This window comes from Bradyrhizobium sp. STM 3562, from assembly GCF_045571435.1.
GTDB lineage: Bacteria > Pseudomonadota > Alphaproteobacteria > Rhizobiales > Xanthobacteraceae > Bradyrhizobium.
The window spans coordinates 7097788-7121036 of record NZ_CP120694.1; the positions used below are offsets into that span (position 1 = coordinate 7097788).

Here is a 23249-nt window from a genome sequence, read left to right on the forward strand (position 1 = left end):
GGCGGAAGACGGTGCTCATGGTCTCTAGACACCACGGCGGCGGGGCGGCGTCAAGGGCGAGCGACCACCGCCGGGTCGTCCCGGCTCGCGTTTGGCTTGGCCGGCACGACGGCGAAACTCACCCCAGGTGTTTCCGGAAAAACTCGGTCGCGCGACCCCAGGCGAGCTCGGCGGCTTCGCGGTCGTGCACCGATTGCCGCTGCTCGTTCACAAAGGCGTGCTCGGCATCATAGCGATACAGTTCGAGCGACTTGCCGGCGGCCTTCATTCCCTTCTCGAAGGCGTCCACCACCTGCGGCGTGCACCAGTCGTCCTTGTTGGCGAAATGCGCCTGCAACGGAATTTTGACGTCCGCGGGCTTTGCCGCCTGCTCCGGAGGAATGCCATAGAACACCACGCCCGCCGCAAGCTCCGGGATCTTGGTCGCGCCAATGATGGTGACGGCGCCGCCGAGGCAGAAACCGGTCAGGCCCACCTTGGCGCCGTTACGCGACAGATATTGCGCGGCGCCCCGCACCGTCTGTGTGGTGGCGTCCATGAAATCGAGCGAGTTCATCTCTTTGCCCGCGGCATCCGTGTCGTGATACGGCACCACCTTGCCTTTGTAGAGATCGGGCGCCAGCGCGTCGAAGCCTGCCAGCGCGAAACGATCGCACAGACCCTTGATCTGGTCCTGGAGACCCCACCATTCCTGTATCACCACCACGCCGGGTGCGTTGCCGCGCGCCGCATTGGCGAGATAGCCGGATGCCTCTTTTCCGTCCGGCCGCTTGAACGTGATGATCGTACCCATGATTCCTCCGAGGGCTCCTTGAGGGGATTGCTACTATTCTGACCGTAGCTGTCCGCCGCTGCAAGCGCGCCTAGCCAGTCCCCGCTCCGTCGTTCCGGGGCGTACGAAGCGCGAACCCGGAATGGCGGTGCCCAAACAAGAAAGCCCCCGGCTTGCGGGGGCTTCGCATTGTTCGGTGGAGGCCAGTTCAGTGTGCGTCGGCCCAGACCTTCTTCTTGGTGAAATACATCAACCCGCAGAAGATGATCAGGAAGACGAACACCTGCATTCCAAGCTGCTTGCGCTCCTCCATGTGTGGCTCGGCCGCCCACATCAGGAAGGTTGCGACGTCGTGCGCGTATTGCTGGACGGTTGCGGGCGAACCGTCATCGAAGGTGACTTGGCCGTCGGAGAGAGGCTTCGGCATCTTGATGGCGTGGCCGGGGAAGTACTTGTTGTAATACGAGCCTTCCGGAATGGTGACGCCGGCCGGCGGCGTGTCCTCAAATCCCGTCAGGATCCCGACGATATAGTTGGGACCCTGCTCCTGGAACTGGGTGAAGAAATCGAAGATGAACCAGGGGAATCCGCGCTCGTAAGAACGCGCCTTGGCGATCAACGACAGATCGGGAGGCGCAGCACCACCATTAGCCGCCCGCGCCGCCTGCTCGTTCGGGAAGGGCGATGGGAAATAGTCGGCCGGCCGGCCCGGCCGCTCGAACATGTCGCCCTGATCGTTCGGGCCGTCCTTGATCTTGTATTCGGCCGCGAACGACTTGACCTGCGCCTCCGAATAGCCGGGGCCGCCGGGATCGCCGAGGTTGCGGAACGCGATATAGGACAGCGAGTGACAGTTGGAACAGACCTCCTTGTAGACCTTCAGGCCGCGCTGCAGCGCGGCGCGGTCGTACTTGCCGAATGGGCCGGCAAAGGACCATTTCTGCGAGGGCGGCGTCTCGTCCTCAGCCCGGGCGCTTTGCACGCTGCCGGCGAACAATCCACCCGCAACCATCAGGGCGATGACGGTGGAGACCATCGGGGTCGCCTTGCTCCCCGTCTTGGCCAGCACGTCATCGGCAATCGAGTTCGGCAGCGGCCGCGGCTTCTCGATCCGGGACAATAGCGGCATCAAGATCAGGAAATAGGCGAAATAGCAGACCGTGAGAACGCGGCCGGCGATCACGTAGATGCCCTCCGGCGGCTGCGCGCCGAGGTAGCCGAGCAGGATGCAAACGATCACGAAGATCCAGAAGAACTGCTTGGCCAGCGGACGATATTTGCAGGAGCGGGTCTTGGCGGTGTCGAGCCAGGGCAGGAAGACCAGCACGAGGATCGCCGAGAACATCGCGATGACGCCCGCGAGCTTGTTCGGGATCGAGCGCAGGATCGCGTAGAACGGCAGATAATACCATTCGGGCACGATATGCGCGGGCGTCACGCCGGGATTGGCGGGGATGTAGTTGTCGGCGTCGCCGAGATAGTTCGGCATGTAAAAGATGAACCAGGAGAACAGCAGCAGGAACACGGAGACGCCGAACAGGTCCTTGATCGTTGCGTAAGGCGTGAACGGCACCGTGTCCTTCTCGGTCTTCGGCTCGACGCCGGCCGGATTACCCTGGCCCGCGACATGCAGAGCCCAGACGTGCAGCACGACCACGCCCGCGATCAGGAACGGCAGCAGGTAGTGCAGCGAGAAGAAGCGGTTCAGTGTCGGGTTGCCGACCGAATAGCCGCCCCACAGCAGCGTGACGATGCTGTCGCCGACATAGGGAATGGCCGAGAACAGGTTGGTGATGACGGTGGCGCCCCAGAAGCTCATCTGGCCCCAAGGCAGCACGTAACCCATGAAGCCGGTGGCCATCATCAGGAGATAGATGATGACGCCGAGGATCCACAGCACCTCGCGCGGCTCCTTGTATGATCCGTAATAGAGGCCGCGGAACATGTGGACATAGACCGCGAAGAAGAACATCGATGCGCCGGCGGCATGCATGTTGCGCAACAGCCAGCCGTAATTGACGTCGCGCACGATCAGTTCGACCGAGCGGAAAGCCATCGTCGCTTCTGGCGTGTAGTGCATCGCCAGGATCACGCCGGTGACGATCTGCGCCGCCAGCATGAAAGAGAGGATGGCGCCGAACGTCCACCAATAGTTCAGGTTGCGCGGCGTCGGGTAGGCGACAAACGAGGAATGGATGAAGCCCATGATGGGCAGGCGCCGTTCAATCCACTTCAGCGCCGGATGGCTAGGCTGGTAATCGGAGGGTCCGCTCATGTTGCGATCCTGAGGAATAGGGCAATACGACGGGCGCAGGCTCCCGGACTTAGTCCGAGGCCTTTAGCCAATCTGGATTTTGGTATCGGAGACAAACTGATAGGGCGGCACCGCCAGATTGGCCGGCGCAGGCCCCTGGCGAATGCGTCCCGAAGAGTCGTATTGCGATCCGTGGCAGGGGCAGAAGAACCCGTCGTAGTTGCCCTCATGGGCGATCGGGATACAGCCGAGATGGGTGCAGATGCCGATCACGACCAGCCATTGGTCATGGCCCGATTTGACCCGGGATTCGTCCGTCGCCGGATCCTTGAGGCTGGCGACCGGGACACCCCTCGCCTCCTCGATCTGCTTCTTGGTGCGGTTCATGATGTAGATCGGCTTGCCGCGCCAGAAGACCTTGATGTCCTGCCCCTCGGCGATCGGGGTGAGATCGACCTCGATCGGCGCGCCGGCGGCGATCGTGGATGCGTCCGGATTCATCTGGTCAATGAACGGCCAGAGCGTGGCCACTGTACCGACCGCCGCGGCCGCTCCGGTTGCAACAAAAAGGAAATCACGGCGTGTCGGTTGGTCCGCCGAAGACGCTGTCGTCACGTTTCCACACCCTTTCTTACCTGCAGCCGGTGGAACCGCCCCGGACGCCAAAACATGGCCGGAAAGGCTGCCGGCGCCCGCGACCCCCGCGGCGGCAGAGGACCGTCGTTTGATTTCAGCCAAGCAGGCCAAAGTGGCGGTCCAGAATCGTTCTATTGGCACCCTTGCCGGAATAGCGCAAGCCCGCTATCGGCCCATAGGCGTGCAATGCACGAATTCCGCGCGTGGCTCATTGCGCTCGCGCAATCCCTCAAGGCAACATCGGATGCAGATTGCGCTTTTTCAGCCCGACATCCCCCCGAACACGGGAACAATACTGCGCCTCTGCGCGTGCCTCGATGTGAACGCTCATATCATCGAGCCGGCCGGATTTGCCGTATCCGATCGGACTTTCCGCCGGGCGGGAATGGATTATCTGGAGCACGTGAAGCTGATGCGCCACGATTCCTGGGACAAATTCGATGACTGGCGCCGCAACGCGGGACACCGGCTGGTGCTGTTCACCACCAAGGGGGCAACCTCATACCTGGATTTTCATTACGGCGAGGGGGATATCCTGATGTTCGGCCGCGAAACCGCGGGTGTGCCGGAGACCGTTGCCGCGAAAGCGGATGCGCGGCTCAAGATCCCGATCAAGCCGACCTTGCGCTCGCTCAATGTCGCGATGGCGGCCGCAATGGCCGTCGGCGAAGCGCTGCGGCAGACCCGCTCCAAACCGCAAGGAGCGATTTGAGTGAGTTACGCCGTCAAGGAAATCTTCCTGACGCTGCAGGGTGAAGGCGCCCACACCGGACGCGCGGCAGTATTTTGCCGATTCGCCGGCTGCAATCTCTGGAGCGGCCGCGAAGAGCATCGCGCCAGCGCCACCTGCCAATTTTGCGACACCGATTTCGTCGGCACCGATGGCACTTTGGGCGGCCGCTACGCCTCAGGGGCCGAACTCGCCGACATGATTGCCGCGCAATGGAAGGGAGATGACCGGGATCGCTACGTCGTGTTGACCGGAGGCGAACCGCTGCTGCAGGTGGATGCGCCCCTCATCGCGGCGCTCCATGAGCGCGCCTTCGCGATCGCTGTCGAGACCAACGGCACGCTCGAGGCTCCGCCAGGGCTGGACTGGATTTGCGTCAGCCCGAAAGCGGGCACGAGGCTCGTGCAACGACAAGGCCACGAACTGAAGCTCGTGTACCCGCAGGCCGGTGCCGAGCCGGAGGTCTTTGCTGATCTCGCCTTCGAACGGTTCTCGCTGCAGCCGATGGACGGGCCGGATGTTGCGGAAAATACCGCGCGCGCAGTTGCCTATTGTCTTAAGCATCCGCAGTGGCGGCTCAGCCTGCAAACACACAAGGCGCTCGGGATCAGATAGGCCTTTTGGAATCAGATCGAGAGCACGCAGATCTTCACGACATAGGCGAACGATGAACTCATCAGATATCGAAGCGCGCAAAGCACGCGCCAAAGCCTGGTTCGAAATGCTGCGCGACGACATCTGCGCTGCCTTCGAAAAGCTCGAGGACGAGGCGCCGGCCGCCCTCTTTCCCGGTGGCGCCGGACGCTTCGCGCGCACGCCCTGGCAGCGCACCGACCACAGCGGCGTGCCGGGCGGAGGCGGCGTGATGTCGATGATGCATGGCCGCCTGTTCGAGAAGGTCGGCGTGCACTGCTCGACCGTATCAGGCGAGTTCGCCCCGGAATTCCGCAGCCAAATTCCTGGCGCTTCCGAGGACCCGCGCTTCTGGGCTTCCGGCATTTCGCTGATCGCGCACATGCGCAGTCCGCACATTCCAGCCGTGCACCTGAACACGCGCTTCATCGTCACGACCAAGAGCTGGTTCGGCGGCGGCGCCGATCTCACGCCGGTGTTGAACAGCCGCCGTACCCAGGAAGACCCCGACACGATTGCCTTTCACGCCGCGATGCGATCGGCCTGCGATGCCCATGCCAGAATTGCGCCCTACGAAAAGTACAAGACGTGGTGTGATGAGTATTTCTACCTGCCGCATCGCAAGGAGCCACGTGGCATCGGCGGCATCTTTTACGATCATCACGACTCCGGCGACTGGGATGCCGATTTCGCCTTCACCCAGGCCGTCGGCCGCGCTTTTTTGCGAGTCTATCCGCAACTCGTGCGCGCCAATTTCAACACGCCGTGGACGGACGCGGAGCGTGAGGAGCAATTGATCCGGCGCGGCCGCTATGTCGAGTTCAATCTTCTGTACGATCGCGGCACGCTGTTTGGGCTCAAGACCGGCGGCAATATCGACTCCATCCTCTCCTCGATGCCGCCCGAGGTGAAGTGGCCGTAGGGTCAAGGATCATTCCGGGGCGGGCGCGTCGCGACCGAACCCGGAATCTCGAGGTTCCGGGCTCGATGCTAGCGCATCGCCCCGGAGTGACGGAGAAAGACGCCGCAACGATATTTCGATTCACGGCCTGTCGCGGGTCAGGCGGGCCACGGTCTGGTCGACGATGGACGCAAGCGAAGACGGATCGAGCGGAAAATCGGCGGCCAGCCAGGCATCCTCAGCGAGCGTGAGCACATGTCCGAGCGCAGGGCCTTGAGCAATGCCGCGGGCGATGAAATCGGCGGCCTTCAACGGAAATTTCGGCGCCTGCCAGCGCCGCGGCAGCGTTGCAAAATTCCGCCACGGCGTGGGATCGGTGTTGCCGCCGGCCCGCGCCCAGGCGAGCAGCAGACGATCGCGATACGCCTCTTCGCCCAGCCGGTAGAGCCGACGCTTCGCCCGCGCCTCGTCCATCGCCGCCAGCCGCCACCAGCGGTGGCCCATGGAGTCGAGCCGCTTGGCTTCGGCACTGCTGAGGCGCAAGCGCGTCGCCAGGCGCCGCGCGTCCTCGGTGACGGCAACCGCAAGCGCCGCGAGCCGGCGGATCGCATCCGCCGCCAGACCAAGCTCGCGTTCGGCGGCAATCATTGACGCGAACGGCCCGGTATAGGCGACACCGCCGAATATCGCCTGCAGCAAACCGCCCTCCGCCATCGCCGCCACCGCGCCGACGGCACCGTCCGCGACGAGCAGCTTCAGGATCTCCATCCGCACGCGCTCTGCCGACAGCGTGGCAAGCCCTGCGCGCGCCGCGATGCAGGCGAGATAGCCGGCGCGGTCCACCTCGCCTGCGCCGAACGCGGCGTGAATGCGGAAGAAGCGAAGGATTCGCAGGTAATCCTCCTCGATCCGCTGCGCAGGATCACCGATGAAGCGCACCCGTCGTTGAGCGATGTCGGGTAATCCGCCGACATAGTCGTACACCACGCCGGTAAGATCGATGGAGAGCGCGTTAATGGTGAAATCGCGTCGGCGCGCATCGCCCACCCAGTCGCGACCGAACGCGACCTTGGCCTTGCGGCCGAAGGTCTCGGTGTCCTCGCGCAGCGTGGTGATCTCGAACGGATGCGCATCCACCACCAGCGTCACCGTGCCGTGCTCGATCCCCGTCGGCACGCTCTTGATCCCGGCCGCCTTGGCGCGGCGGATCACCTCGTTCGGTAGGGCCGTCGTCGCGATGTCGATATCGCCGGTCGGAATGCCGAGCAGCGCGTTACGCACTGCGCCGCCGACCACGCGCGCTTCCTCGCCATCACTGTTCAAGAGGCCCAGCACGCGGACAGCGGGGCCGGATTTGAGCCAGGGCGCGTCCAGCACCCGAGCAGGACTCATTTCTCAACTCCGGGGACCAATTTGCCGTTCTCGATATGGGCGGGGATGTAGGTGGAATTTGGCGGCGCGCCGGAAAAATTAGCAAGCATGATGAAGCTTAGAATGACCAGAAGCAATGATCCAAGCACGAGTCTCGCCACAAGGTGAAGTGGCCACAAGGCCGGAACCAGCAGGCCGGAGCGGGTGGCGATCAGAAACAGCGCATAGACCGCGAAGGGAATGAGGAAGATCCCGATCTCGGTCGCTGCCTGCCGGATCATGGCAAATAGATCCGCTCGTAGAGCACCCGCAGGATGCCCGCGGTGGCGCCCCATATATACCGCTCGGCGAACGGCATGGCGTAGTAAGTGCGCTCCACGCCGCGGAATTCCTTGCTGTGAAGCTGATGATTCTCTGGATTCATCAGGAAGGCCAGCGGCACCTCGAAGGCGTCGTCGACCTCGGCATGGTTGATGGTGAGCGCAAACCCGGGCTTCACGCGCGCCACCGTCGGAAGGATGCGAAATCCGAAGCTCGTGCCGTAGACCCCGAGGTAGCCGAGCGGATCGACGAAGCTGCGGTCGAGCCCGACCTCTTCTTCCGCCTCGCGCAGCGCGGTGTCGCGGGGGGACGCATCGATCGCGTCGATCTTGCCGCCCGGAAACGAGATCTGGCCGGCGTGGTCGGCCAGGTTCGGCGAGCGCTGCGTCAGCAGCACGGTCGGCTCGGGGCGATCGACAATCGGGATCAACACCGCCGCCGGCCGGATCGGCTGCTCGCGCGCGATGACCTTGAGCATGTGGTCGGTACCGGCATCGCCACTTTGCGGAACGATATTCGGATCGACCAGGCTTGGGGGGACATCGAAGGTAAGCCGCGCGCGCACCCGGTTGAAAAACTCCGTCGAGCTGAGCTCGACCGGAGCTGTCTTCAGCATCGGCTCGTTCAAAGCGCCGCCCTCACCTGTTCCGCATCGGCCATCGGGAAAAATTCGCCTGCGGATTCCACCCCGAACATCGGCCGACCATCGATCATGCGCTCCTCGCCCATGTCAACCAGATCGTAGTAGAGCGCGCGCGTAACCTTGGCCCACAGATCGGCACGAACGTGAAGATAAGGCGTGAGCCCGCCGTCGCGGGACATCTCGAAGCGCAGCCTGTGCGCGGAATCGCAATCAACCCAATCATCCACATTGGTGCGGAAGCGCAGGCGCCGCCCGTCCGCGTGCTCTTCCTTGACCATTTCGACCGCAAGGAAGGGCGCATCATCGACGCGGATGCCCACCTTCTCGACCGGCGTCACCAGAAAATACTTATCCCCCTCGCGTTTGACGATGGTGGAAAACAGCCGTACCAGCGCCGGCCTGCCGATTGGCGTGCCCATGTAGAACCACGTACCGTCGGCGGCGATTCGCATGTCGAGATCTCCGCAGAACGGCGGATTCCACAGATGGAGCGGAGGCAGGCCCTTTCCGGCGACCGCCTTGGCAGCGTCGTTTGCCGCAGCCGTGAGGCCATCCAGGCCTTGATTTGAACTCTGCCCTTGCTTCGCCATGGTTTGCCCTGAAATTTTTACTGCACGATTTGGCACGATTGCTGCAGGCCAGACGTTGTAAATAGCCGGCGAGTTCCCCCGGAAATTGCGGGGGCTCAGGTCGCCACATCGTGATGCCGTTAATACCTCGAAACCCCCTTAATGTGGGGATAGTTTAACTCGACGAACACATGGCCTTTGCGCAAGGTTAGCATGGGTTCGTAGCATGGTCTGTTGGCATGGCGCGCAAGCGAGCCGCGTCAAGAAGGAGCGAAGCGGATGGCGGAGAGTGTCGAAAAGCTGGAGGACGTGATCGTCCGCTCGGCCGAACAGGTTTCGGGGCAGATCCGCGCCGCCAAGGAAGCGATCTCCACCGTCATTTTTGGCCAGGAACGCGTCATCGAGAACACGCTGGTGACGATCTTGTCGGGCGGCCATGCGCTTCTGATCGGCGTACCCGGCCTCGCCAAGACCAAGCTGGTCGAAACTTTGGGCATCACGCTTGGTCTCGATGCAAAGCGCATTCAATTCACGCCGGACCTGATGCCCTCGGATATTCTCGGCGCCGAGGTGCTGGACGAGAGCAATTCGGGCAAGCGGTCGTTCCGCTTCATCGCGGGACCGGTATTTGCGCAGCTCTTGATGGCCGATGAAATCAACCGCGCCAGCCCGCGCACACAATCCGCGCTGCTGCAGGCGATGCAGGAGCAGCATATTACGGTTGCGGGCGCCCGCCACGATTTGCCCAAGCCGTTCCATGTGCTGGCCACGCAAAATCCGCTGGAGCAGGAGGGCACTTATCCCTTGCCCGAAGCCCAGCTCGACCGCTTCCTGATGGAAATCGACGTCGATTATCCGGACCGCGATGCCGAGCGCCGCATTCTGTTCGAGACCACCGGCGCGGAGGAGACGCTGGCCAAGGGCGCCATGACGGCGGACGCGCTGATCGCGGCTCAACGGCTGGTGCGCCGCCTGCCCGTCGGCGATTCTGTCGTGGAAGCGATCCTGTCGCTGGTGCGTTCAGCGCGCCCAGGCCCGGACGGCGGCGATGCCGGCAAGCTGATCGCCTGGGGGCCCGGTCCGCGCGCCAGCCAATCCTTGATGCTGGCGGTGCGCGCGCGCGCCCTGCTCGACGGGCGGCTTGCGCCTTCGGTCGATGACGTGCTTGACCTCGCCGAGCCCATTCTCAAGCACCGCATGGCACTCACCTTCTCGGCGCGGGCGGAGGGGCGCACCATTCCGGACGTGATCCGGCAATTGAAGACCCGGATTGGTTGATGGCTGAAGCGACCAAGCAGACAAAGGGGGAGATCACTGCAATCCGACGTGCCGATGGCGAGAGCCGAACGCTCGCCGCATCGCTGCCGCGTCTTGTGCTTGAGGCCCGCCGCATCGCGGCCAATGTGATTCATGGATTGCACGGCCGGCGGCGCGCCGGGACCGGTGAAAACTTCTGGCAGTATCGCCGCTTCATCTCCGGCGAGCCCTCGCAAAATGTCGACTGGCGGCGGTCCGCGCGCGATGATCATCTCTACGTCCGCGAGCACGAGTGGGAGGCCGCACACACCGTGTGGATCTGGCCGGATCGCTCGCCGTCCATGGCGTTCGCCTCGAAACAGGCGCGCGACAGCAAGCTTGAACGTGCCTTGATCGTCACCTTCGCGCTCGCGGAACTGCTCGTTGCCGGCGGCGAACGGGTCGGCATTCCCGGCCTGTTGAATCCGACCGCAAGCCGCGGCGTCATCGACAAGATGGCGCAAGCGATGCTGCACGATAATGCGGACAGGATGAGCCTGCCGCCCTCTTTCGTGCCCTCGGCGCTTGCCGAGATCGTGGTGCTGTCGGATTTCTGGTCGCCGATCGCCGAGATCCGCAACACGCTGGCGGGCCTGTCGGCCTCGGGCGCGCATGGCGCGCTGGTCCAGATCGTCGATCCCGCGGAGGAAAGCTTCCCTTATTCCGGACGGATCGAGTTCGTCGAACCGGAAGGCCACGGCGTCATTACCGCCGGACGCGCGGAAAGCTGGACGAACGACTATGTCGAGCGGGTGGCCCTGCATCGCGATCAGATTCGCGCCGAGACCAACCGGCTCGATTGGCTGTTCTCGACCCACACCACCGATCGCTCGGCGGCCGAGCTCTTGCTGTTCCTGCACAACGGCATGACCGTGGGCAAGGGCGGCTTGCGCAGCAATGTCAAAGTGGGGCTGAGTGCATGATGTTTGGCCTGCCCCTCTCCTTCACCGAGCCACTGCTGCTCGCGGGCCTGTTGAGTCTGCCCGTGTTGTGGTGGGTGCTGCGGGTGACGCCGCCGCGGCCGCGGCGCATCGAGTTTCCACCGACCCGGCTGCTGTTCGACATTGCGCCTCGCGAGGAGACGCCCTCGCGTACACCGTGGTGGCTGACCGTACTGCGACTCGCTGCCGCCGCGCTGGTAATTTTTGCGGCCGCGGGTCCCGTGTGGAATCCGCTGAGCGGTCTTGCCGGCAGCAAGGCGCCGCTTCTGATCCTGCTCGACGACGGCTGGAGCGCAGCATCGAGCTGGGACGCGAGGATCAGGGCCGCCGATGAATTGGTCGCCAAGGCCGATAACGACCGGCGCGGCGTTGCGCTCGCGCCGCTCTCGGATCCCGCACGCGACATCACCTTGATGCCGGCGGGCGCCGCGCGTGTGGCGCTGCGGCAGCTTGCGCCCAAACCCTATGCCGTCGAACGGGTGGACACCCTCGCCGCGATCGATCGTTTCCTCAAGGGAACCGGTGATGTGGAGATCGCCTGGCTGACTGATGGCGTCGACACCGGCCGCGGAGCGGAGTTCGTCGAAGGCCTCGGCAAGGTCATCGCCGATCGCACCCTGACCATCTATGAGGGCGGCACGCCATCGCCGCTTGCGCTCGCGGACGCTGAAAACGCCGCCGCCAAGATGACGGTGAAGGTGCTGCGCACCGATACCGGCATCGCAAGCGGGGTCGTGCGCGCGCTCGATTCCAAGGGGTCGCCAATTGGCGACGCACGCTTCTCCTTTGCGCCCCAATCCCCCGAGACCGAAGCCGCATTCGATCTTCCGGTCGAATTGCGCAACGACATCGCGCGGCTCGAAATCGCCGGTGAACGCTCCGCAGGCGCGGTGCAATTGCTCGACAAGCGTTGGCGTCGCCGCGCGATTGGCATCGTCAGCGGCGCGACCAGCGAGACCGCGCAGCCGCTGTTGGCGCCGACCTTCTATCTCGCCCGGGCGCTGTCGCCCTTCGCCGATGTGCGGCTGGGCGATCGCGGCGTGGCGCCGCAACAGGCGATCGGGCAGTTCCTCGACCAGAAGGTGCCGATGATCATTATGGCCGATGTCGGCTCGCTCTCGCCGGAGCTGCGCGATCGCCTCAACGCCTGGATCGATCAGGGCGGCGTGCTGGTGCGCTTCGCCGGTCCTCGCCTAGCGCAGGGCGATGACGATCTGGTGCCGGTCAAACTGCGCCGCGGCGGCCGCACGCTTGGCGGCAGTCTCACCTGGGAGAAGCCCCAGCACCTCACGGCTTTCGCCGGCGACGGTCCTTTCGCCGGCCTTCCGGTGCCCAAGGACGTCACCGTCAGCCGTCAGGTCCTGGCCGAACCCGACGCGGTGCTCGCGACCAAGAGCTGGGCTTCCCTGGAGGATGGCACCCCGCTCGTCACCGGCGAGCACCGCGGCAAAGGCATCATCAGCCTTTTCCACGTCAGTGCCGACATGCGCTGGTCGGACCTGCCGATGTCGGGCACCTTTGTCGAGATGCTGAGGCGGATCGTCGATATGTCCGGCTATACGTCCACCCCGGGCCCCGGCGTCGCCAGCCAGGGCAGCAAGGAGACCGTGGCACCGCTGCACACGCTCGACGGCTTTGGCGTGTTCGGCCCGCCGCCATCGACGGCCAAGCCGCTGGCGGCCGATTACCGTGACCGCGCGACGCCGGACCATCCGCCCGGCTTCTACGGCCCGGCCGAAGGGCCGCTGGCGGTGAACACGCTGGCCGCGGCCGACCGCATCGCGGCGCTCGATGCCTCGCCGTTGCACGCCCGGCGCGCCACCTACACCAACGCCGAGCCGCGCGACCTCCGGGGCATTCTGCTCTCGGCTTCGCTCGCTCTGTTCCTGCTCGACGCGATCATCGTTGCCCTGCTCGGCGGAGGCCTGGCCGCCCTGGTGCGGCGGCGCGCGGCCGCCACTGTGCTGGCCGTCGGCCTCATTCTTGCGGGAACGCTGATGCCGTCGGCGATCCGCGCCGAAAGCGCCGACGATTTCGCCATGAAGGCGGTGTCGCAAACGCGGCTTGCCTACGTCGTCACCGGCAATGCCGACGTGGATTCCATCGTAAAGGCCGGCATGGCCGGGCTCACGCTGTTTCTCGCGCAGCGCACCGCGCTCGAGGCTGGAGATCCCATCGGCGTCGATCCCGCGCACGATGAATTAGCTTTCTTCCCGTTGATCTATTGGCCGATCGTGCCCGGCGCGCCCAAGCCGCCGCAGGACGCGCTCAACAAGATCGACGCCTATATGAAGCAGGGCGGCACCGTGTTGTTCGACACCCGCGACGCCATCGACGCGCCGCCAAGCGAAAACGGCGCCTCGCAGACGCCCGGCATGCAGGCGCTGCGCGACATCCTCTCCTCGCTTGATGTGCCCGAACTCGAGCCGGTGCCGCGCGAGCATGTGCTCACCAAGACGTTCTACCTGCTGCGCGACTTTCCGGGACGCTTCACCAACGGGCAGACCTGGGTCGAGGCCTTGCCGCACGACGAGGAAGAGGATGCAGCATCGCGCCCGGCGCGCGGCGGCGACGGCGTCTCGCCGATCATCATCACCTCGAACGACCTTGCCGGCGCCTGGGCGATCCGGCCGGACGGGCAGCCGATGCTGCCGCTAACACCGGGTGAGCCCAAGCAGCGCGAATTCGCCTTCCGCGCCGGCGTCAACATCGTGATGTACACCCTGACCGGCAACTACAAGGCCGACCAGGTGCACGCGCCGGCGCTGATCGAGCGGCTCGGACAATAAGGTCAGGATATGAACTACGGCATCGCCTTCACGCCGCTTGTTCCCTCGCTCGTGCTCTGGATCGCGATCGGCGCGATCGTGGTGATCGCGGCAGTGCTTCTGCTCGCCCGCGCGCGCGGCGCGGCCGTGCGCGTTGCGGCGCTTGCGCTGATCGTGCTGGCGCTCGCCAATCCGTCATTCACCCGCGAGGACCGCGAACCCCTGAACTCGGTGGCCGCGGTCGTGGTCGACAAGAGTCCCAGCCAGAATTTCGGCGACCGCAACAAGCAGACCGAACAGGCCCGCACCGAGCTCGTCGATGCCTTGAAGAAGATCAAGGGGCTGGAGGTCCGCGTCGTCGAGGCCGGACAGGCGGACGGCGAGACGGACGGTACCCATCTGTTCGGCGCGCTGTCTTCGGCGCTGTCGGACGTTCCGGTCGACCGCGTCGCCGGCGCGTTCCTGATCACCGACGGGCGCGTGCACGACATTCCCGCCAATGCCAACGCGCTCGGCTTTCAAGCGCCAGTCCATGCCCTGGTCACCGGGGCGAAGAACGAACGCGACCGTCGCATTGCCGTGACCGCCGCGCCGCGCTTCGGCATCGTCGGACAAACGCAGACCATCACCTACCGGCTCGATGATCAGGGCGTGACCGGCGAGCGCGCCAAGGTCACGATCCGCCGCGACGGCGAGACGATCAGCGAGCGCACCCTGCAAAGCGGGCAGACCTCGAGCGTCGATGTCGACATCAAGCATGAGGGACCGAACATCGTCGAGATCGAGGCCTCGCCGCTGGAGAACGAACTCACGCCGGTGAACAACCGCGCGGTGGTGGCGATCGACGGCGTGCGTGACAAGTTGCGGGTGCTGCTCGTCTCTGGCGAGCCGCATTCGGGCGAGCGCACCTGGCGCAACCTCTTGAAATCGGATGCCAGTGTCGATCTCGTGCATTTCACCATTCTGCGCCCGCCCGAAAAACAGGATGGCACGCCGATCAACGAATTGTCGCTGATCGCCTTCCCCACGCGCGAATTGTTCCAGCAGAAGATCAACGAATTCCAGTTGATCATCTTCGATCGCTACGCGCGGCAAGGCGTGCTGCCGGTCGCCTATTTCGACAATATCGCGCGCTATGTGCGCTCGGGCGGCGCGGTGCTGGTCTCGGCCGGTCCCGACTACGCCTCAAACACCAGCATCTGGCGCACGCCGCTGGATTCGGTGTTGCCGGCGGAGCCCGTCGGCGTCACCGAAAAGCCGTTCTACGCGCACCTCTCCGATGCCGGCAAACGCCATCCGGTGACGCGCGGGCTTGAGGGCTCGGCAAGCGAGCCGCCGCATTGGAGCCGCTTCTTCCGCACGGTCGATACGCGCAATGCAACCACGGCGCCCGTCATGACCGGGGCCGACGGAAAACCGCTGCTCCTCCTGTCGCATTACGGCGAGGGACGCGTCGCGCTGCTGCTGACCGACCATATCTGGCTATGGGCGCGCGGCTACGAGGAGGGCGGCCCGCATCTCGACCTGTTGCGGCGCATGTCGCATTGGCTCATGAAGCAGCCGGATCTCGACGAGGAAGCACTGCGCCTGAAGGTTCAAGGGCACGATCTTGAAGTGATCCGACAGACGATGTCCGACAGCGTCTCGCCTGTTACGGTGACCTCCCCGTCGGGCACCACCAAGGAATTGACGCTTAGCGAGGGCGAACCGGGGCAATGGCGCGCGACGCTGCCGGCGAGCGAGCTTGGGCTCTGGCAGGCGACGGATGGCACGCTGAAGGCGCTGATCAATGTCGGCCCCACCAACCCAAAGGAATTCTCGGAAGTGACCTCCACGACCGATACGCTGAAGCCGCTCGCGCAGGCGACGGGCGGCGATGCGAGGCGCGTGGCGGACGGGTCAAGCGTCGAGCTGCCGCGCATCGTGGGCGTGCGTTCGTCCGGCGTTTTCCACGGCGAGGGCTGGATGGGTGTACGGCTGCGCGATGCCAGCGTCGTCAAGGGTGTCGGCGTGCTGCCGATCTTCGCCGGCCTGATCGGGCTCTTGCTGCTGCTCGGCGCGTTCGCCGCGACCTGGCTGCGCGAGGGACGTTGAGACCGTCAGACAGCAGGCGGGCCTCGCACTATTTCGCAAAATCCCAGTCGGGGCGGATCGCTCCCGAAACACCGTCGAAGGCGTTGTCGGCGAGTTCGGCGACCAAGAGCCGATCGTAGTCGACCGGTCCCGGCATGGTCGCCCTGCTCTTCGGCACTTTCCTGAAGCCGACCCGGCTATAATAGGGCTCGTCGCCCACCAGCAGCACAAGGCGATGGCCTTTGGCCTTCGCCTCCTTGAGCGCGCGCTCGAGCAGCGCCCGCCCGACACCGCGGCCGCGAAACGGCGGCTCGACGGTGAGCGGCCCAAGCAGCAGAGCCTTGGTATCGCCGACACAGATCGGTAATTGCCGCACCGATCCGACCAGGAGCGTGCCGATACGGGCGGTGAAGGAGAGATCGAGCAGATGGTCGACATGCTCGCGCAGGCGGTAGGCGCTAAGCACGAAACGGCCGGGGCCGAAGGTACGTTCGAGCAAGCGTTCGATCGCCTGGGCGTCCTTCGGGTCTTCCGGTGCGATGGTCAGGGACAAATCATTCATGCGAACGCGCCTTAGCATCCGCGGCGCGTGCGGTCCATTGCCCCACACGCCCCCAATGAACCGAAACGCATCATGACTTGTTGACGGGCGGCTGCGAGAGATAGGCAAGCAGCTTCATTTCGCGCCGCCCCCGCGTCACAGTGTCGAGCACGAGCCCCGAGGAGACTGAAAGGATCGCCACGATCATCAGGCCGGTCGACAACACCGCCGTCGGCAGGCGGGGAACGACTCCTTGTTCGAGGTAGGTGATGAAGATCGGGATCGCGAGCCCGACCGACACCAGCGCCAGGAAGATGCCGATGGCGGTGAAGAATCGCAGCGGCTTTTCCGAGCGGTAGAGCTTGAGGATAGTGCCGAGAATCCGAAGGCCGTCGCGCCAGGTATTCAGCTTGCTGAACGAGCCCTCGGGGCGAGCGAAATAGGGCGTCTCGACCTCGGCAACAGGCAGCGCCAGTTCGAGCGCGTGGACCGTCAATTCGGTTTCGATCTCGAAACCATCCGACAGCACCGGAAAGGACTTGACGAAACGGCGCGAGAACACCCGATAGCCGGACAGGATGTCCTTGAACGCCTGGCCGAACACCGAGGACAGGAAGCTCGTCAACATCCAATTGCCGGTGCGGTGGCCCCGGCGATAGGCGGCCTGGACCTGATCGATCCGCAGCCCCACCACCATGTCGAGATGCTCCTGTACTAGGCGCTCGATCATGCGCGGCGCGCTCGGGGCGTCGTAGGTGGCGTCCCCATCCACCAGAACATAGACGTCCGCGTCGACGTCGGCGAACATGCGCCGCACCACATGCCCTTTGCCCTGCCGCCGTTCGCTGCGCACGGTTGCGCCGGACTGCCGGGCGACAGCGACGGTCCGGTCGCGCGAATTGTTGTCGTAGACATAGATTTCCGCAGCAGGCAGCGCCTTGCGAAAATCACCGACCACGGTCGCGATCGCCGCCTCCTCGTTGAAGCAGGGGATCAGAACGGCAATCCGCAGCGATGACAGGCTCATTTTCGAAAACGTCCGTCCATGGAGGTTCACCAGGCCCCCGGCTGCATATCACGACCAGAGCCCTGGCCGCCCCTCCGACAGGCTTATCATCCACTGCCACGTGGCATCACCGCCACGTTGCAATGGGCGGCCTCCCCTCGAGCACTTCCGCTATCCGCAGGCGCGTACCTTTCGTGGTGCCCTCCGGGAGGGCATCGGGCGCGAAGAAGCCGCAGGCGGCGATTTCGCTGTTAGGCTCGGGCAGGCGGTCCTGGCGGTAGCTTCTGACCACATAGACCACGACATGGTCGCGTCGGGACACGTGGCTGTTGAAGAATACGCCGTGCAGCGCCGGCGGCGCGGCAAGCTCGATGCGTCCCTCCTCCATCAATTCGCGTTTCAGCGCCTCCGTGAGGCTCTCGCCGACCTCGACGCCGCCGCCAGGCAGATGCCAGCCGGAGACATAGCTGTGCAACACCAGGAAGATGCGATTCTCGCCGTCCAGCACCACGGCACGCACGCCCAGCGTCATACCGCGGGCGAAGCGCCAATAGAAGTGAAACAGGCGCCGCAGCCACGGCTCCAGGCGCCTTCGCAAGCCCTCCCCCTTGCCGGTCATGCGTCTCCTCCGTCGGCGTTTGCAGTTGCGCCGGCGCCAGCGGCTTGCGAATAGATGAGCATTCGGAAGGGTCTCACGTGGTAGCCATGCAATCGCTTACAGTTGCGCGACAGGGGATTGGATGACGTCCACCTTCACCCTTGCACATCTGTCGGATCCGCATCTGCCGCCGCTGCCCGCGCCGCGCCTGTCCGAACTCATGGGCAAGCGTGCGCTGGGCTATCTCAACTGGACGCGTAACCGCCATAAATATCACCGTCGGGACGTGCTTGATGCCGTGTCCGCGGACCTCAAGAGGCAGGCGCCCGACCACATCGCAGTCACCGGCGATCTCGTCAATCTGGCGCTGAGCGCTGAATTTGGGCCGGCGGCCCGCTGGCTGCAGACGATCGGCACGCCCGAGCAGGTGACCGCCATTCCCGGCAATCACGACGCTTATGTGCGCGCGACCAGCCATTGCTTTGGCCGGATCTTCGCGGACTATCTGCGCGGCGATGCGGCCGCGGCCGATGCGCGCTTTCCGTCGCTGCGCCGGCGCGGTCCGCTTGCGCTGATCAGCCTCTCCTCCGCGCTGCCGACCCCGCCGTTCTTCGCGACCGGCACCCTGGGGCGCGACCAGCTCGCGGCGCTCGCAGGCTTGCTCGATCAATTGTCCGCCGAACCGCTGTTTCGCGTGCTCCTGGTGCATCATCCGCTGCGCTCGGATTCCTACATCAAGCGGCTGACCGATGCGGCCGAGCTGCGCGCCATCCTGCGCCGGCACGGCGTGCAATTGATCCTGCACGGTCACGACCACATTCACTCCACCATCTGGATCGACGGGCCGGACGGCAAGATCCCCGCCATCGGCGTGCCGTCGGCCTCTGCGCTTCCCCATGGCCGCCATCCCGCCGCCGCATACAACCTGTTCTCGATCGCACGCGAAGGCAATGGCTGGCGCTGCGACCAAATCGTGCGCGGCATGAACGAGACCCTGCACGTTGTGGAGCTCAATCGCACGCGGTTGATATAGGTCGCTCTCGTCATTTCGGGGCGCGCGCCAGCGCGAACCCGGAAGCTCGAGGTTCCGGGTTCGGTGCTTTCGCATCGCCCCGGAACGACGGAGGCAATTCACAAATTCTGCAAGGCAGCAACCAGCGCGAGCGCGAACAGCGCCAGCGCGCCGAGCACGAAGCCGAACGCGAACACCCAGACGCCGCGGCGGCGCCGCTTCTCGGCCGCAACCGGCTTGGGCGCCGGCGTCGCGGCCAGCGCATGTTCGCGCTCGATCATGCGGCGGGCGACATAATCGGTCACCGCCTCGACGATGGCCGGCACGTCGTGCGACTCCGCAAGCACGATGCGGCCAAAGCGCGTGTCCTGCACGAAGCGGTAGATGCGCTTGTCGCGTCCCATCACGACATGGGCCACGACATCGATCCATAACCGCGGCGTTTCGCCCTGGCTGATGCCGCGATCGAACAGGTCGATGTCTCCCGGCACCTGCGCGAACACGGGATCGAGCGCCTCGTTCAGGATTTCCAGCCGCGCCACTTCCGCATCGCGCAGGTCGACTACGACACCGGTGCGGTCGGCGGCCTCGATCCGCGCCTTGCGGAGCGCATCGCGCAAGCTGATCGGCCGGCTCTCGGCTGTGCTTTGCGTAGTTTGCGCCTCTGACATCTGACGGCCTTAAAAGGTGGGTTTTGACCCCGTTAGCCTATCAGTAACCAGAACCCGCGCAAAGCAGCTTTAGTCTCAAGGACTTATCTGCCTGGGGATGAAACAGGCAAACGGCCCCACCCGGAGATCCGGATGGAGCCATCTGCCTTGGGCATTTTATTTCGGGAGCATGATCTTATCGGAAAACCGGTACCCACTTTTCCGGATCATGCTCTACCCGGCCATGAGGCCTCTCAGGCCGCCGCGATGCGACTGGGCTCCTCCACGATCGAGAAGCGCACGCCGGCCTTGTGGCGGTGTTCTTCCGACACCTCGCGCCAGCAGTCCTCGGCTTCCTTGCGGGTCTTGAAGGGACCTTTGACCTGGGCCGAGCCTTCCACGAGCTTGTGGAAGTTCATCGAGCCGAACTCGCCGCCAATCACCCAGAAATTGCTGCCTTTGGTCATGATCTCCTCCTCAAAAGCTATTCAGCAGCCTGAACGTGGATGTCCGAACCCTGCGACTTGAACTGCGCGGTTTCGGTCGAGTCGTGCAGCGCCGTGGTCGACGACTGGCCACCGGTGATGGTGGTCGAGACCAGGTCGAAATAACCGGTACCGACTTCGCGCTGGTGGCGCGTTGCCGAGTAGCCGAACTTCTCCGAGGCGAACTCGGCCTGTTGCAGGCGGGAATAGGCCGCCATGCCCTCGGTCTTGTAGCCGCGCGCCAGCTCGAACATGCCGTGGTTGAGCGAGTGGAAGCCCGCCAGCGTCACGAACTGGAATTTATAGCCCATCGCGCCGATCTCGCGCTGGAATTTTGCGATCGTCGCCTTGTCGATGTTGGCCTCCCAGTTGAATGAGGGCGAGCAGTTATAGGCGAGCATCTTGTTCGGATAGACCTTGCGCACGGCCTCCGCGAACGCCTTGGCATCGTCGAGGTTCGGCGTCGAGGTCTCCCACCATAACAGGTCCGCATATTTCGCGAAGGAGAGGCCGCGCTTGATGCAATGCGCGAGACCCGTGCCCGGCTTCAAGCGGTAGAAGCCTTCCGCGGTGCGCTCGCCGGTGATGAACTCGCGGTCGCGCTCGTCGATATCGGAGGTGATCAGCTTCGCGCTTTCCGCATCCGTGCGCGCCATCACGAAGGTCGGCACGCCGCAGACGTCGGCAGCCAGACGCGCCGCGATCAGGTTGCGCTCATGGGCCGCGGTCGGGATCAACACCTTGCCGCCCATGTGGCCGCACTTCTTTTCCGACGCGAGCTGGTCCTCGAAGTGAACGCCGGCCGCGCCCGCCTCGATATAGGCCTTCATGATCTCAAACGCGTTGAGCGGACCTCCGAAGCCGGCTTCCGCATCGGCGACGATCGGCAGGAACCAGTCGACCTTGGCGCCGCCTTCGGAGTGCTCGATCTGGTCGGCCCGCTGCAGGGCGCGGTTGATGCGGCGGCAGAGCTCGGGGCCGGCGTTGGCCGGATAGAGGCTCTGGTCCGGGTACATCGCGCCAGCGGTGTTGGCATCGGCGGCAACCTGCCAGCCCGAGAGATAGATCGCGGGCAGGCCAGCGCGCGCCTGCTGCATCGCCTGATTGCCGGTGACCGCGCCGAGCGAGTGGACATAGGGCTCGCTCTGCAGGGCCTTCCACAGCCGGTTGGCGCCGCGCTCGGCGAGCGTATAGGCGATCGGCACGGAGCCGCGGAGCCGCTCCACCTCGGCCGGGCTGTAGGGACGGGTGATACCGTCAAAACGGCCTGCCGGCGCAGGCACAAGCTGCTCAAAGGTCTTCGCCATTTTTCTCTCCACAATCGTGACAGTGCATTGCGAAATGCGTGTCAGGAGGTAAACGCGAATCCCGCCGATAAGTACAGTTTCCTTGCTTTTGATTGGTGATGCGATGTAACATACCTCTTTGTGTTAAATGTTACTTTGTAAAATTTGTCACAAGATAGGTCAGAGAAGCTGCCATGCCTGCCGATACCGGAAAAAAGCTGTTCGTCGGCCCGCGTTTCCGCCGCATCCGCCAGCAGCTCGGCCTGTCGCAGACCCAGATCGCGGAAGGACTGGGCATCTCGCCGAGCTACATCAACCTGATCGAGCGGAACCAGCGCCCGGTCACGGCGCAGATCCTGCTGCGGCTGGCGGAAGCCTACGACCTCGACTTGCGCGATCTCGCCACAGCGGACGAGGACCGGTTCTTCGCCGAGCTGAACGAGATCTTTTCCGACCCCCTGTTCCGCCAGATCGAGCTGCCCAAGCAGGAACTGCGCGACCTTGCCGAGCTCTGTCCTGGCGTGACCCACGCGCTGCAGCGGCTCTATGCTGCTTATATCGAGGCACGGCGCGGCGAGACGCTGGCGGCGGCGCAAATGGCCGACCGCGATGTCGCCAACCGCTTCGACACCAATCCGATCGAGCGCGTGCGCGAGCTGATCGAAGCCAACCGCAATTATTTCGGCGAGCTCGAACAAGCCGCGGAAAATCTGCGCGACGAACTCAACGTGCCCGCCGAGGGCCTCTATGCCGCCCTTGCCGCGCGGCTGCGCGAAAAGCACTCCATCACCACCCGCATCATGCCGGTCGACGTCATGCGCGAGACGCTGCGCCGCTTCGACCGCCACAGGCGACAGCTTTTGATCTCCGAGCTGGTGGACGGCTCGGCGCGCACCTTCCAGCTTGCGTTCCAGATCGGACTTGCCGAATGCGCCCCCCTGCTGGAGACCCTGGTCGGCCGCGCCGGCGCACTGGATGACGCGCCGCGCCGGCTCTACCGGATCACGCTCGCGAACTATTTTGCCGCCGCGGTGATGATGCCCTACCAGGCTTTCCTTTCCGCGGCCGAGGCGCTGAGCTACGACCTGCACGTGCTGGCGCAGCGGTTCAATACGGGCTTCGAGCAGGTCTGTCATCGCCTGACCACACTGCAGCGCCCGAACGCGCGCGGCATTCCCTTTTTCATGCTCCGCGTCGACAATGCGGGCAATGTCTCCAAGCGCTTCTCCTCCGGCACCTTTCCGTTCTCGAAATTCGGCGGCACCTGCCCGCTGTGGAACGTGCATTCGACCTTCGACACCCCAGACCGGCTGCTCAGGCAGGTGATCGAACTGCCTGACGGCACGCGTTATTTCTCGATCGCGCAGATGGTGCGCCGCCCCATTGCACCGCATCCCTTGCCGCAGCCGCGCTTTGCGATCGGTCTGGGTTGCGAGATCCGCCATGCCTCGAAACTCGTCTACGCCGCCGGCATGGATCTGGAGAAAACGGAAGGCACGCCGATCGGCGTCAACTGCCGCCTCTGCGAGCGCGAAAACTGCAGCCAACGCGCCGAGCCCCCGATCACGCGCACGCTGATCTTGGATGAGAACACGCGGCGGGTGAGCTCATTCATGTTTTCCAACGCAAGGGAATTGTGAGGCGCACTCTCTCTTGTGGTCCCGGCGAAAGCCGGGACCCATACCGCGAAACGTGTCCGTAGGACCGAATGGCCGACGACCTTCGCCGCAACGGCCGCCTGCGGTTATGGGTCCCCCCTTTCG

At 64.5% G+C, this 23249-nt stretch carries 22 protein-coding genes; 9 read left to right on the forward strand and 13 right to left on the reverse strand.

Annotation, left to right across the window (positions count from 1 at the left end; translation table 11 throughout):
- Window positions 1-118 precede the first annotated feature (118 nt).
- The 3 genes from P6U23_RS32725 to petA all read right to left on the reverse strand — a co-directional run bounded on the left by P6U23_RS32725 (window position 119) and on the right by petA (window position 3641).
- Window positions 119-793, reverse strand: coding sequence for a dienelactone hydrolase family protein (locus P6U23_RS32725; protein WP_407176464.1), 675 nt, complete (start codon window positions 791-793; stop codon window positions 119-121).
- Between the two features lie 187 nt (window positions 794-980).
- A complete protein-coding gene (locus P6U23_RS32730) occupies window positions 981-3047 on the reverse strand; it encodes a cytochrome c1 (RefSeq protein ID WP_407176465.1) in 2067 nt (688 codons plus the stop codon).
- 63 nt (window positions 3048-3110) lie between these two features.
- On the reverse strand, window positions 3111-3641 hold the full coding sequence (petA, locus tag P6U23_RS32735) for a ubiquinol-cytochrome c reductase iron-sulfur subunit (protein ID WP_407176466.1): 531 nt from the start codon (window positions 3639-3641) through the stop codon (window positions 3111-3113).
- A gap of 265 nt (window positions 3642-3906) precedes the next feature.
- On the opposite strand from petA, the gene P6U23_RS32740 reads away from it, so the two are divergent.
- Genes P6U23_RS32740 through hemF form a run of 3 tightly spaced genes read left to right on the forward strand, consistent with a single transcriptional unit; the run spans window position 3907 to window position 5947 of the window.
- Window positions 3907-4374: a tRNA (cytidine(34)-2'-O)-methyltransferase gene (locus P6U23_RS32740; protein ID WP_407176467.1), complete on the forward strand. Its 468-nt coding sequence runs from the start codon at window positions 3907-3909 to the stop codon at window positions 4372-4374.
- Window positions 4375-5007 carry a 7-carboxy-7-deazaguanine synthase gene (gene queE, locus P6U23_RS32745; protein WP_407176468.1) on the forward strand — a complete coding sequence of 211 codons (633 nt, stop codon included), beginning with the start codon at window positions 4375-4377 and terminating at the stop codon, window positions 5005-5007.
- A 52-nt stretch (window positions 5008-5059) separates the two neighbouring features.
- Window positions 5060-5947 (forward strand): oxygen-dependent coproporphyrinogen oxidase, encoded by an 888-nt coding sequence (hemF, locus tag P6U23_RS32750; RefSeq protein WP_407176469.1) that lies wholly within the window; start codon window positions 5060-5062, stop codon window positions 5945-5947.
- Window positions 5948-6067: 120 nt separating this feature from the next.
- On the opposite strand, the gene P6U23_RS32755 is transcribed toward hemF, so the two are convergent.
- Genes P6U23_RS32755 through P6U23_RS32770 form a run of 4 tightly spaced genes read right to left on the reverse strand, consistent with a single transcriptional unit; the run spans window position 6068 to window position 8851 of the window.
- On the reverse strand, window positions 6068-7318 hold the full coding sequence (locus tag P6U23_RS32755) for a CCA tRNA nucleotidyltransferase (RefSeq protein ID WP_407176470.1): 1251 nt from the start codon (window positions 7316-7318) through the stop codon (window positions 6068-6070).
- The gene (locus tag P6U23_RS32760) at window positions 7315-7578 is read right to left on the reverse strand and encodes a DUF6111 family protein (protein ID WP_024508278.1); all 264 of its coding nucleotides are present in this window, start codon (window positions 7576-7578) and stop codon (window positions 7315-7317) included. Before P6U23_RS32760 ends, P6U23_RS32755 begins: the two co-directional genes overlap by 4 nt.
- Window positions 7575-8234 carry a CoA pyrophosphatase gene (locus P6U23_RS32765; protein WP_407176471.1) on the reverse strand — a complete coding sequence of 220 codons (660 nt, stop codon included), beginning with the start codon at window positions 8232-8234 and terminating at the stop codon, window positions 7575-7577. The genes P6U23_RS32760 and P6U23_RS32765 overlap by 4 nt, the downstream gene beginning before the upstream one ends.
- 8 nt (window positions 8235-8242) lie before the next feature.
- The gene (locus P6U23_RS32770) at window positions 8243-8851 is read right to left on the reverse strand and encodes a DUF1285 domain-containing protein (RefSeq protein ID WP_407176472.1); all 609 of its coding nucleotides are present in this window, start codon (window positions 8849-8851) and stop codon (window positions 8243-8245) included.
- A 258-nt stretch (window positions 8852-9109) separates the two neighbouring features.
- On the opposite strand from P6U23_RS32770, the gene P6U23_RS32775 reads away from it, so the two are divergent.
- From P6U23_RS32775 to P6U23_RS32790, 4 genes are read left to right on the forward strand one after another with little or no spacing between them, the layout of a single operon-like run.
- Window positions 9110-10108 carry an AAA family ATPase gene (locus P6U23_RS32775; protein WP_407176473.1) on the forward strand — a complete coding sequence of 333 codons (999 nt, stop codon included), beginning with the start codon at window positions 9110-9112 and terminating at the stop codon, window positions 10106-10108.
- Entirely contained in the window at window positions 10108-11049 is a 942-nt protein-coding gene (locus tag P6U23_RS32780) for a DUF58 domain-containing protein (protein ID WP_407176474.1), read from the forward strand. Before P6U23_RS32775 ends, P6U23_RS32780 begins: the two co-directional genes overlap by 1 nt.
- The gene (locus tag P6U23_RS32785) at window positions 11049-13856 is read left to right on the forward strand and encodes a DUF4159 domain-containing protein (RefSeq protein ID WP_407181663.1); all 2808 of its coding nucleotides are present in this window, start codon (window positions 11049-11051) and stop codon (window positions 13854-13856) included. The genes P6U23_RS32780 and P6U23_RS32785 overlap by 1 nt, the downstream gene beginning before the upstream one ends.
- Window positions 13857-13865: 9 nt before the next feature.
- The gene (locus P6U23_RS32790) at window positions 13866-15929 is read left to right on the forward strand and encodes a hypothetical protein (protein ID WP_407176475.1); all 2064 of its coding nucleotides are present in this window, start codon (window positions 13866-13868) and stop codon (window positions 15927-15929) included.
- 28 nt (window positions 15930-15957) lie between these two features.
- Here the strand turns inward: P6U23_RS32790 and P6U23_RS32795 are convergent, their stop codons facing one another.
- From P6U23_RS32795 to P6U23_RS32805, 3 genes are all read right to left on the reverse strand, one after another.
- On the reverse strand, window positions 15958-16470 hold the full coding sequence (locus P6U23_RS32795; RefSeq protein WP_407176476.1) for a GNAT family N-acetyltransferase: 513 nt from the start codon (window positions 16468-16470) through the stop codon (window positions 15958-15960).
- A 70-nt stretch (window positions 16471-16540) separates the two neighbouring features.
- Window positions 16541-17476 (reverse strand): glycosyltransferase family 2 protein, encoded by a 936-nt coding sequence (locus tag P6U23_RS32800; protein ID WP_407176477.1) that lies wholly within the window; start codon window positions 17474-17476, stop codon window positions 16541-16543.
- Window positions 17477-17582: 106 nt separating this feature from the next.
- A complete protein-coding gene (locus tag P6U23_RS32805) occupies window positions 17583-18074 on the reverse strand; it encodes an NUDIX domain-containing protein (RefSeq protein ID WP_407176478.1) in 492 nt (163 codons plus the stop codon).
- 121 nt (window positions 18075-18195) lie between these two features.
- Here P6U23_RS32805 and P6U23_RS32810 point away from each other — a divergent pair, with 121 nt between their 5' ends.
- On the forward strand, window positions 18196-19086 hold the full coding sequence (locus P6U23_RS32810) for a metallophosphoesterase family protein (RefSeq protein WP_407176479.1): 891 nt from the start codon (window positions 18196-18198) through the stop codon (window positions 19084-19086).
- A 98-nt stretch (window positions 19087-19184) separates the two neighbouring features.
- Here the strand turns inward: P6U23_RS32810 and P6U23_RS32815 are convergent, their stop codons facing one another.
- From P6U23_RS32815 to aceA, 3 genes are all read right to left on the reverse strand, one after another.
- Window positions 19185-19736, reverse strand: a complete 552-nt coding sequence (locus P6U23_RS32815) for a hypothetical protein (RefSeq protein ID WP_407176480.1) — start codon at window positions 19734-19736, stop codon at window positions 19185-19187.
- Between the two features lie 233 nt (window positions 19737-19969).
- Complete coding sequence (locus tag P6U23_RS32820) at window positions 19970-20182, reverse strand: hypothetical protein (RefSeq protein ID WP_024508290.1); 213 nt, start codon at window positions 20180-20182, stop codon at window positions 19970-19972.
- 17 nt (window positions 20183-20199) lie between these two features.
- Window positions 20200-21507: an isocitrate lyase gene (gene aceA, locus P6U23_RS32825; RefSeq protein ID WP_407176481.1), complete on the reverse strand. Its 1308-nt coding sequence runs from the start codon at window positions 21505-21507 to the stop codon at window positions 20200-20202.
- Window positions 21508-21680: 173 nt separating this feature from the next.
- On the opposite strand from aceA, the gene P6U23_RS32830 reads away from it, so the two are divergent.
- Window positions 21681-23126 carry a short-chain fatty acyl-CoA regulator family protein gene (locus P6U23_RS32830; protein ID WP_407176482.1) on the forward strand — a complete coding sequence of 482 codons (1446 nt, stop codon included), beginning with the start codon at window positions 21681-21683 and terminating at the stop codon, window positions 23124-23126.
- Window positions 23127-23249: the final 123 nt, after the last annotated feature.

Excerpts from the sequence above, each read along its gene's own strand:
- P6U23_RS32795 (WP_407176476.1), bottom strand. The coding sequence starts at position 16,470 with ATGAATGATTTGTCCCTGACCATCGCACCGGAAGACCCGAAGGACGCC.
- P6U23_RS32805 (WP_407176478.1), bottom strand. The coding sequence starts at position 18,074 with ATGACCGGCAAGGGGGAGGGCTTGCGAAGGCGCCTGGAGCCGTGGCTG.
- P6U23_RS32820 (WP_024508290.1), bottom strand. The coding sequence starts at position 20,182 with ATGACCAAAGGCAGCAATTTCTGGGTGATTGGCGGCGAGTTCGGCTCG.
- P6U23_RS32790 (WP_407176475.1), top strand. The coding sequence starts at position 13,866 with ATGAACTACGGCATCGCCTTCACGCCGCTTGTTCCCTCGCTCGTGCTC.
- P6U23_RS32765 (WP_407176471.1), bottom strand. The coding sequence starts at position 8,234 with ATGCTGAAGACAGCTCCGGTCGAGCTCAGCTCGACGGAGTTTTTCAAC.
- hemF (WP_407176469.1), top strand. The coding sequence starts at position 5,060 with ATGAACTCATCAGATATCGAAGCGCGCAAAGCACGCGCCAAAGCCTGG.
- P6U23_RS32740 (WP_407176467.1), top strand. The coding sequence starts at position 3,907 with ATGCAGATTGCGCTTTTTCAGCCCGACATCCCCCCGAACACGGGAACA.
- P6U23_RS32770 (WP_407176472.1), bottom strand. The coding sequence starts at position 8,851 with ATGGCGAAGCAAGGGCAGAGTTCAAATCAAGGCCTGGATGGCCTCACG.
- P6U23_RS32785 (WP_407181663.1), top strand. The coding sequence starts at position 11,049 with ATGTTTGGCCTGCCCCTCTCCTTCACCGAGCCACTGCTGCTCGCGGGC.
- P6U23_RS32815 (WP_407176480.1), bottom strand. The coding sequence starts at position 19,736 with ATGTCAGAGGCGCAAACTACGCAAAGCACAGCCGAGAGCCGGCCGATC.
- P6U23_RS32730 (WP_407176465.1), bottom strand. The coding sequence starts at position 3,047 with ATGAGCGGACCCTCCGATTACCAGCCTAGCCATCCGGCGCTGAAGTGG.
- P6U23_RS32760 (WP_024508278.1), bottom strand. The coding sequence starts at position 7,578 with ATGATCCGGCAGGCAGCGACCGAGATCGGGATCTTCCTCATTCCCTTC.
- P6U23_RS32775 (WP_407176473.1), top strand. The coding sequence starts at position 9,110 with ATGGCGGAGAGTGTCGAAAAGCTGGAGGACGTGATCGTCCGCTCGGCC.
- P6U23_RS32725 (WP_407176464.1), bottom strand. The coding sequence starts at position 793 with ATGGGTACGATCATCACGTTCAAGCGGCCGGACGGAAAAGAGGCATCC.
- aceA (WP_407176481.1), bottom strand. The coding sequence starts at position 21,507 with ATGGCGAAGACCTTTGAGCAGCTTGTGCCTGCGCCGGCAGGCCGTTTT.
- P6U23_RS32800 (WP_407176477.1), bottom strand. The coding sequence starts at position 17,476 with ATGAGCCTGTCATCGCTGCGGATTGCCGTTCTGATCCCCTGCTTCAAC.
- P6U23_RS32810 (WP_407176479.1), top strand. The coding sequence starts at position 18,196 with ATGACGTCCACCTTCACCCTTGCACATCTGTCGGATCCGCATCTGCCG.
- P6U23_RS32780 (WP_407176474.1), top strand. The coding sequence starts at position 10,108 with ATGGCTGAAGCGACCAAGCAGACAAAGGGGGAGATCACTGCAATCCGA.
- P6U23_RS32755 (WP_407176470.1), bottom strand. The coding sequence starts at position 7,318 with ATGAGTCCTGCTCGGGTGCTGGACGCGCCCTGGCTCAAATCCGGCCCC.
- P6U23_RS32830 (WP_407176482.1), top strand. The coding sequence starts at position 21,681 with ATGCCTGCCGATACCGGAAAAAAGCTGTTCGTCGGCCCGCGTTTCCGC.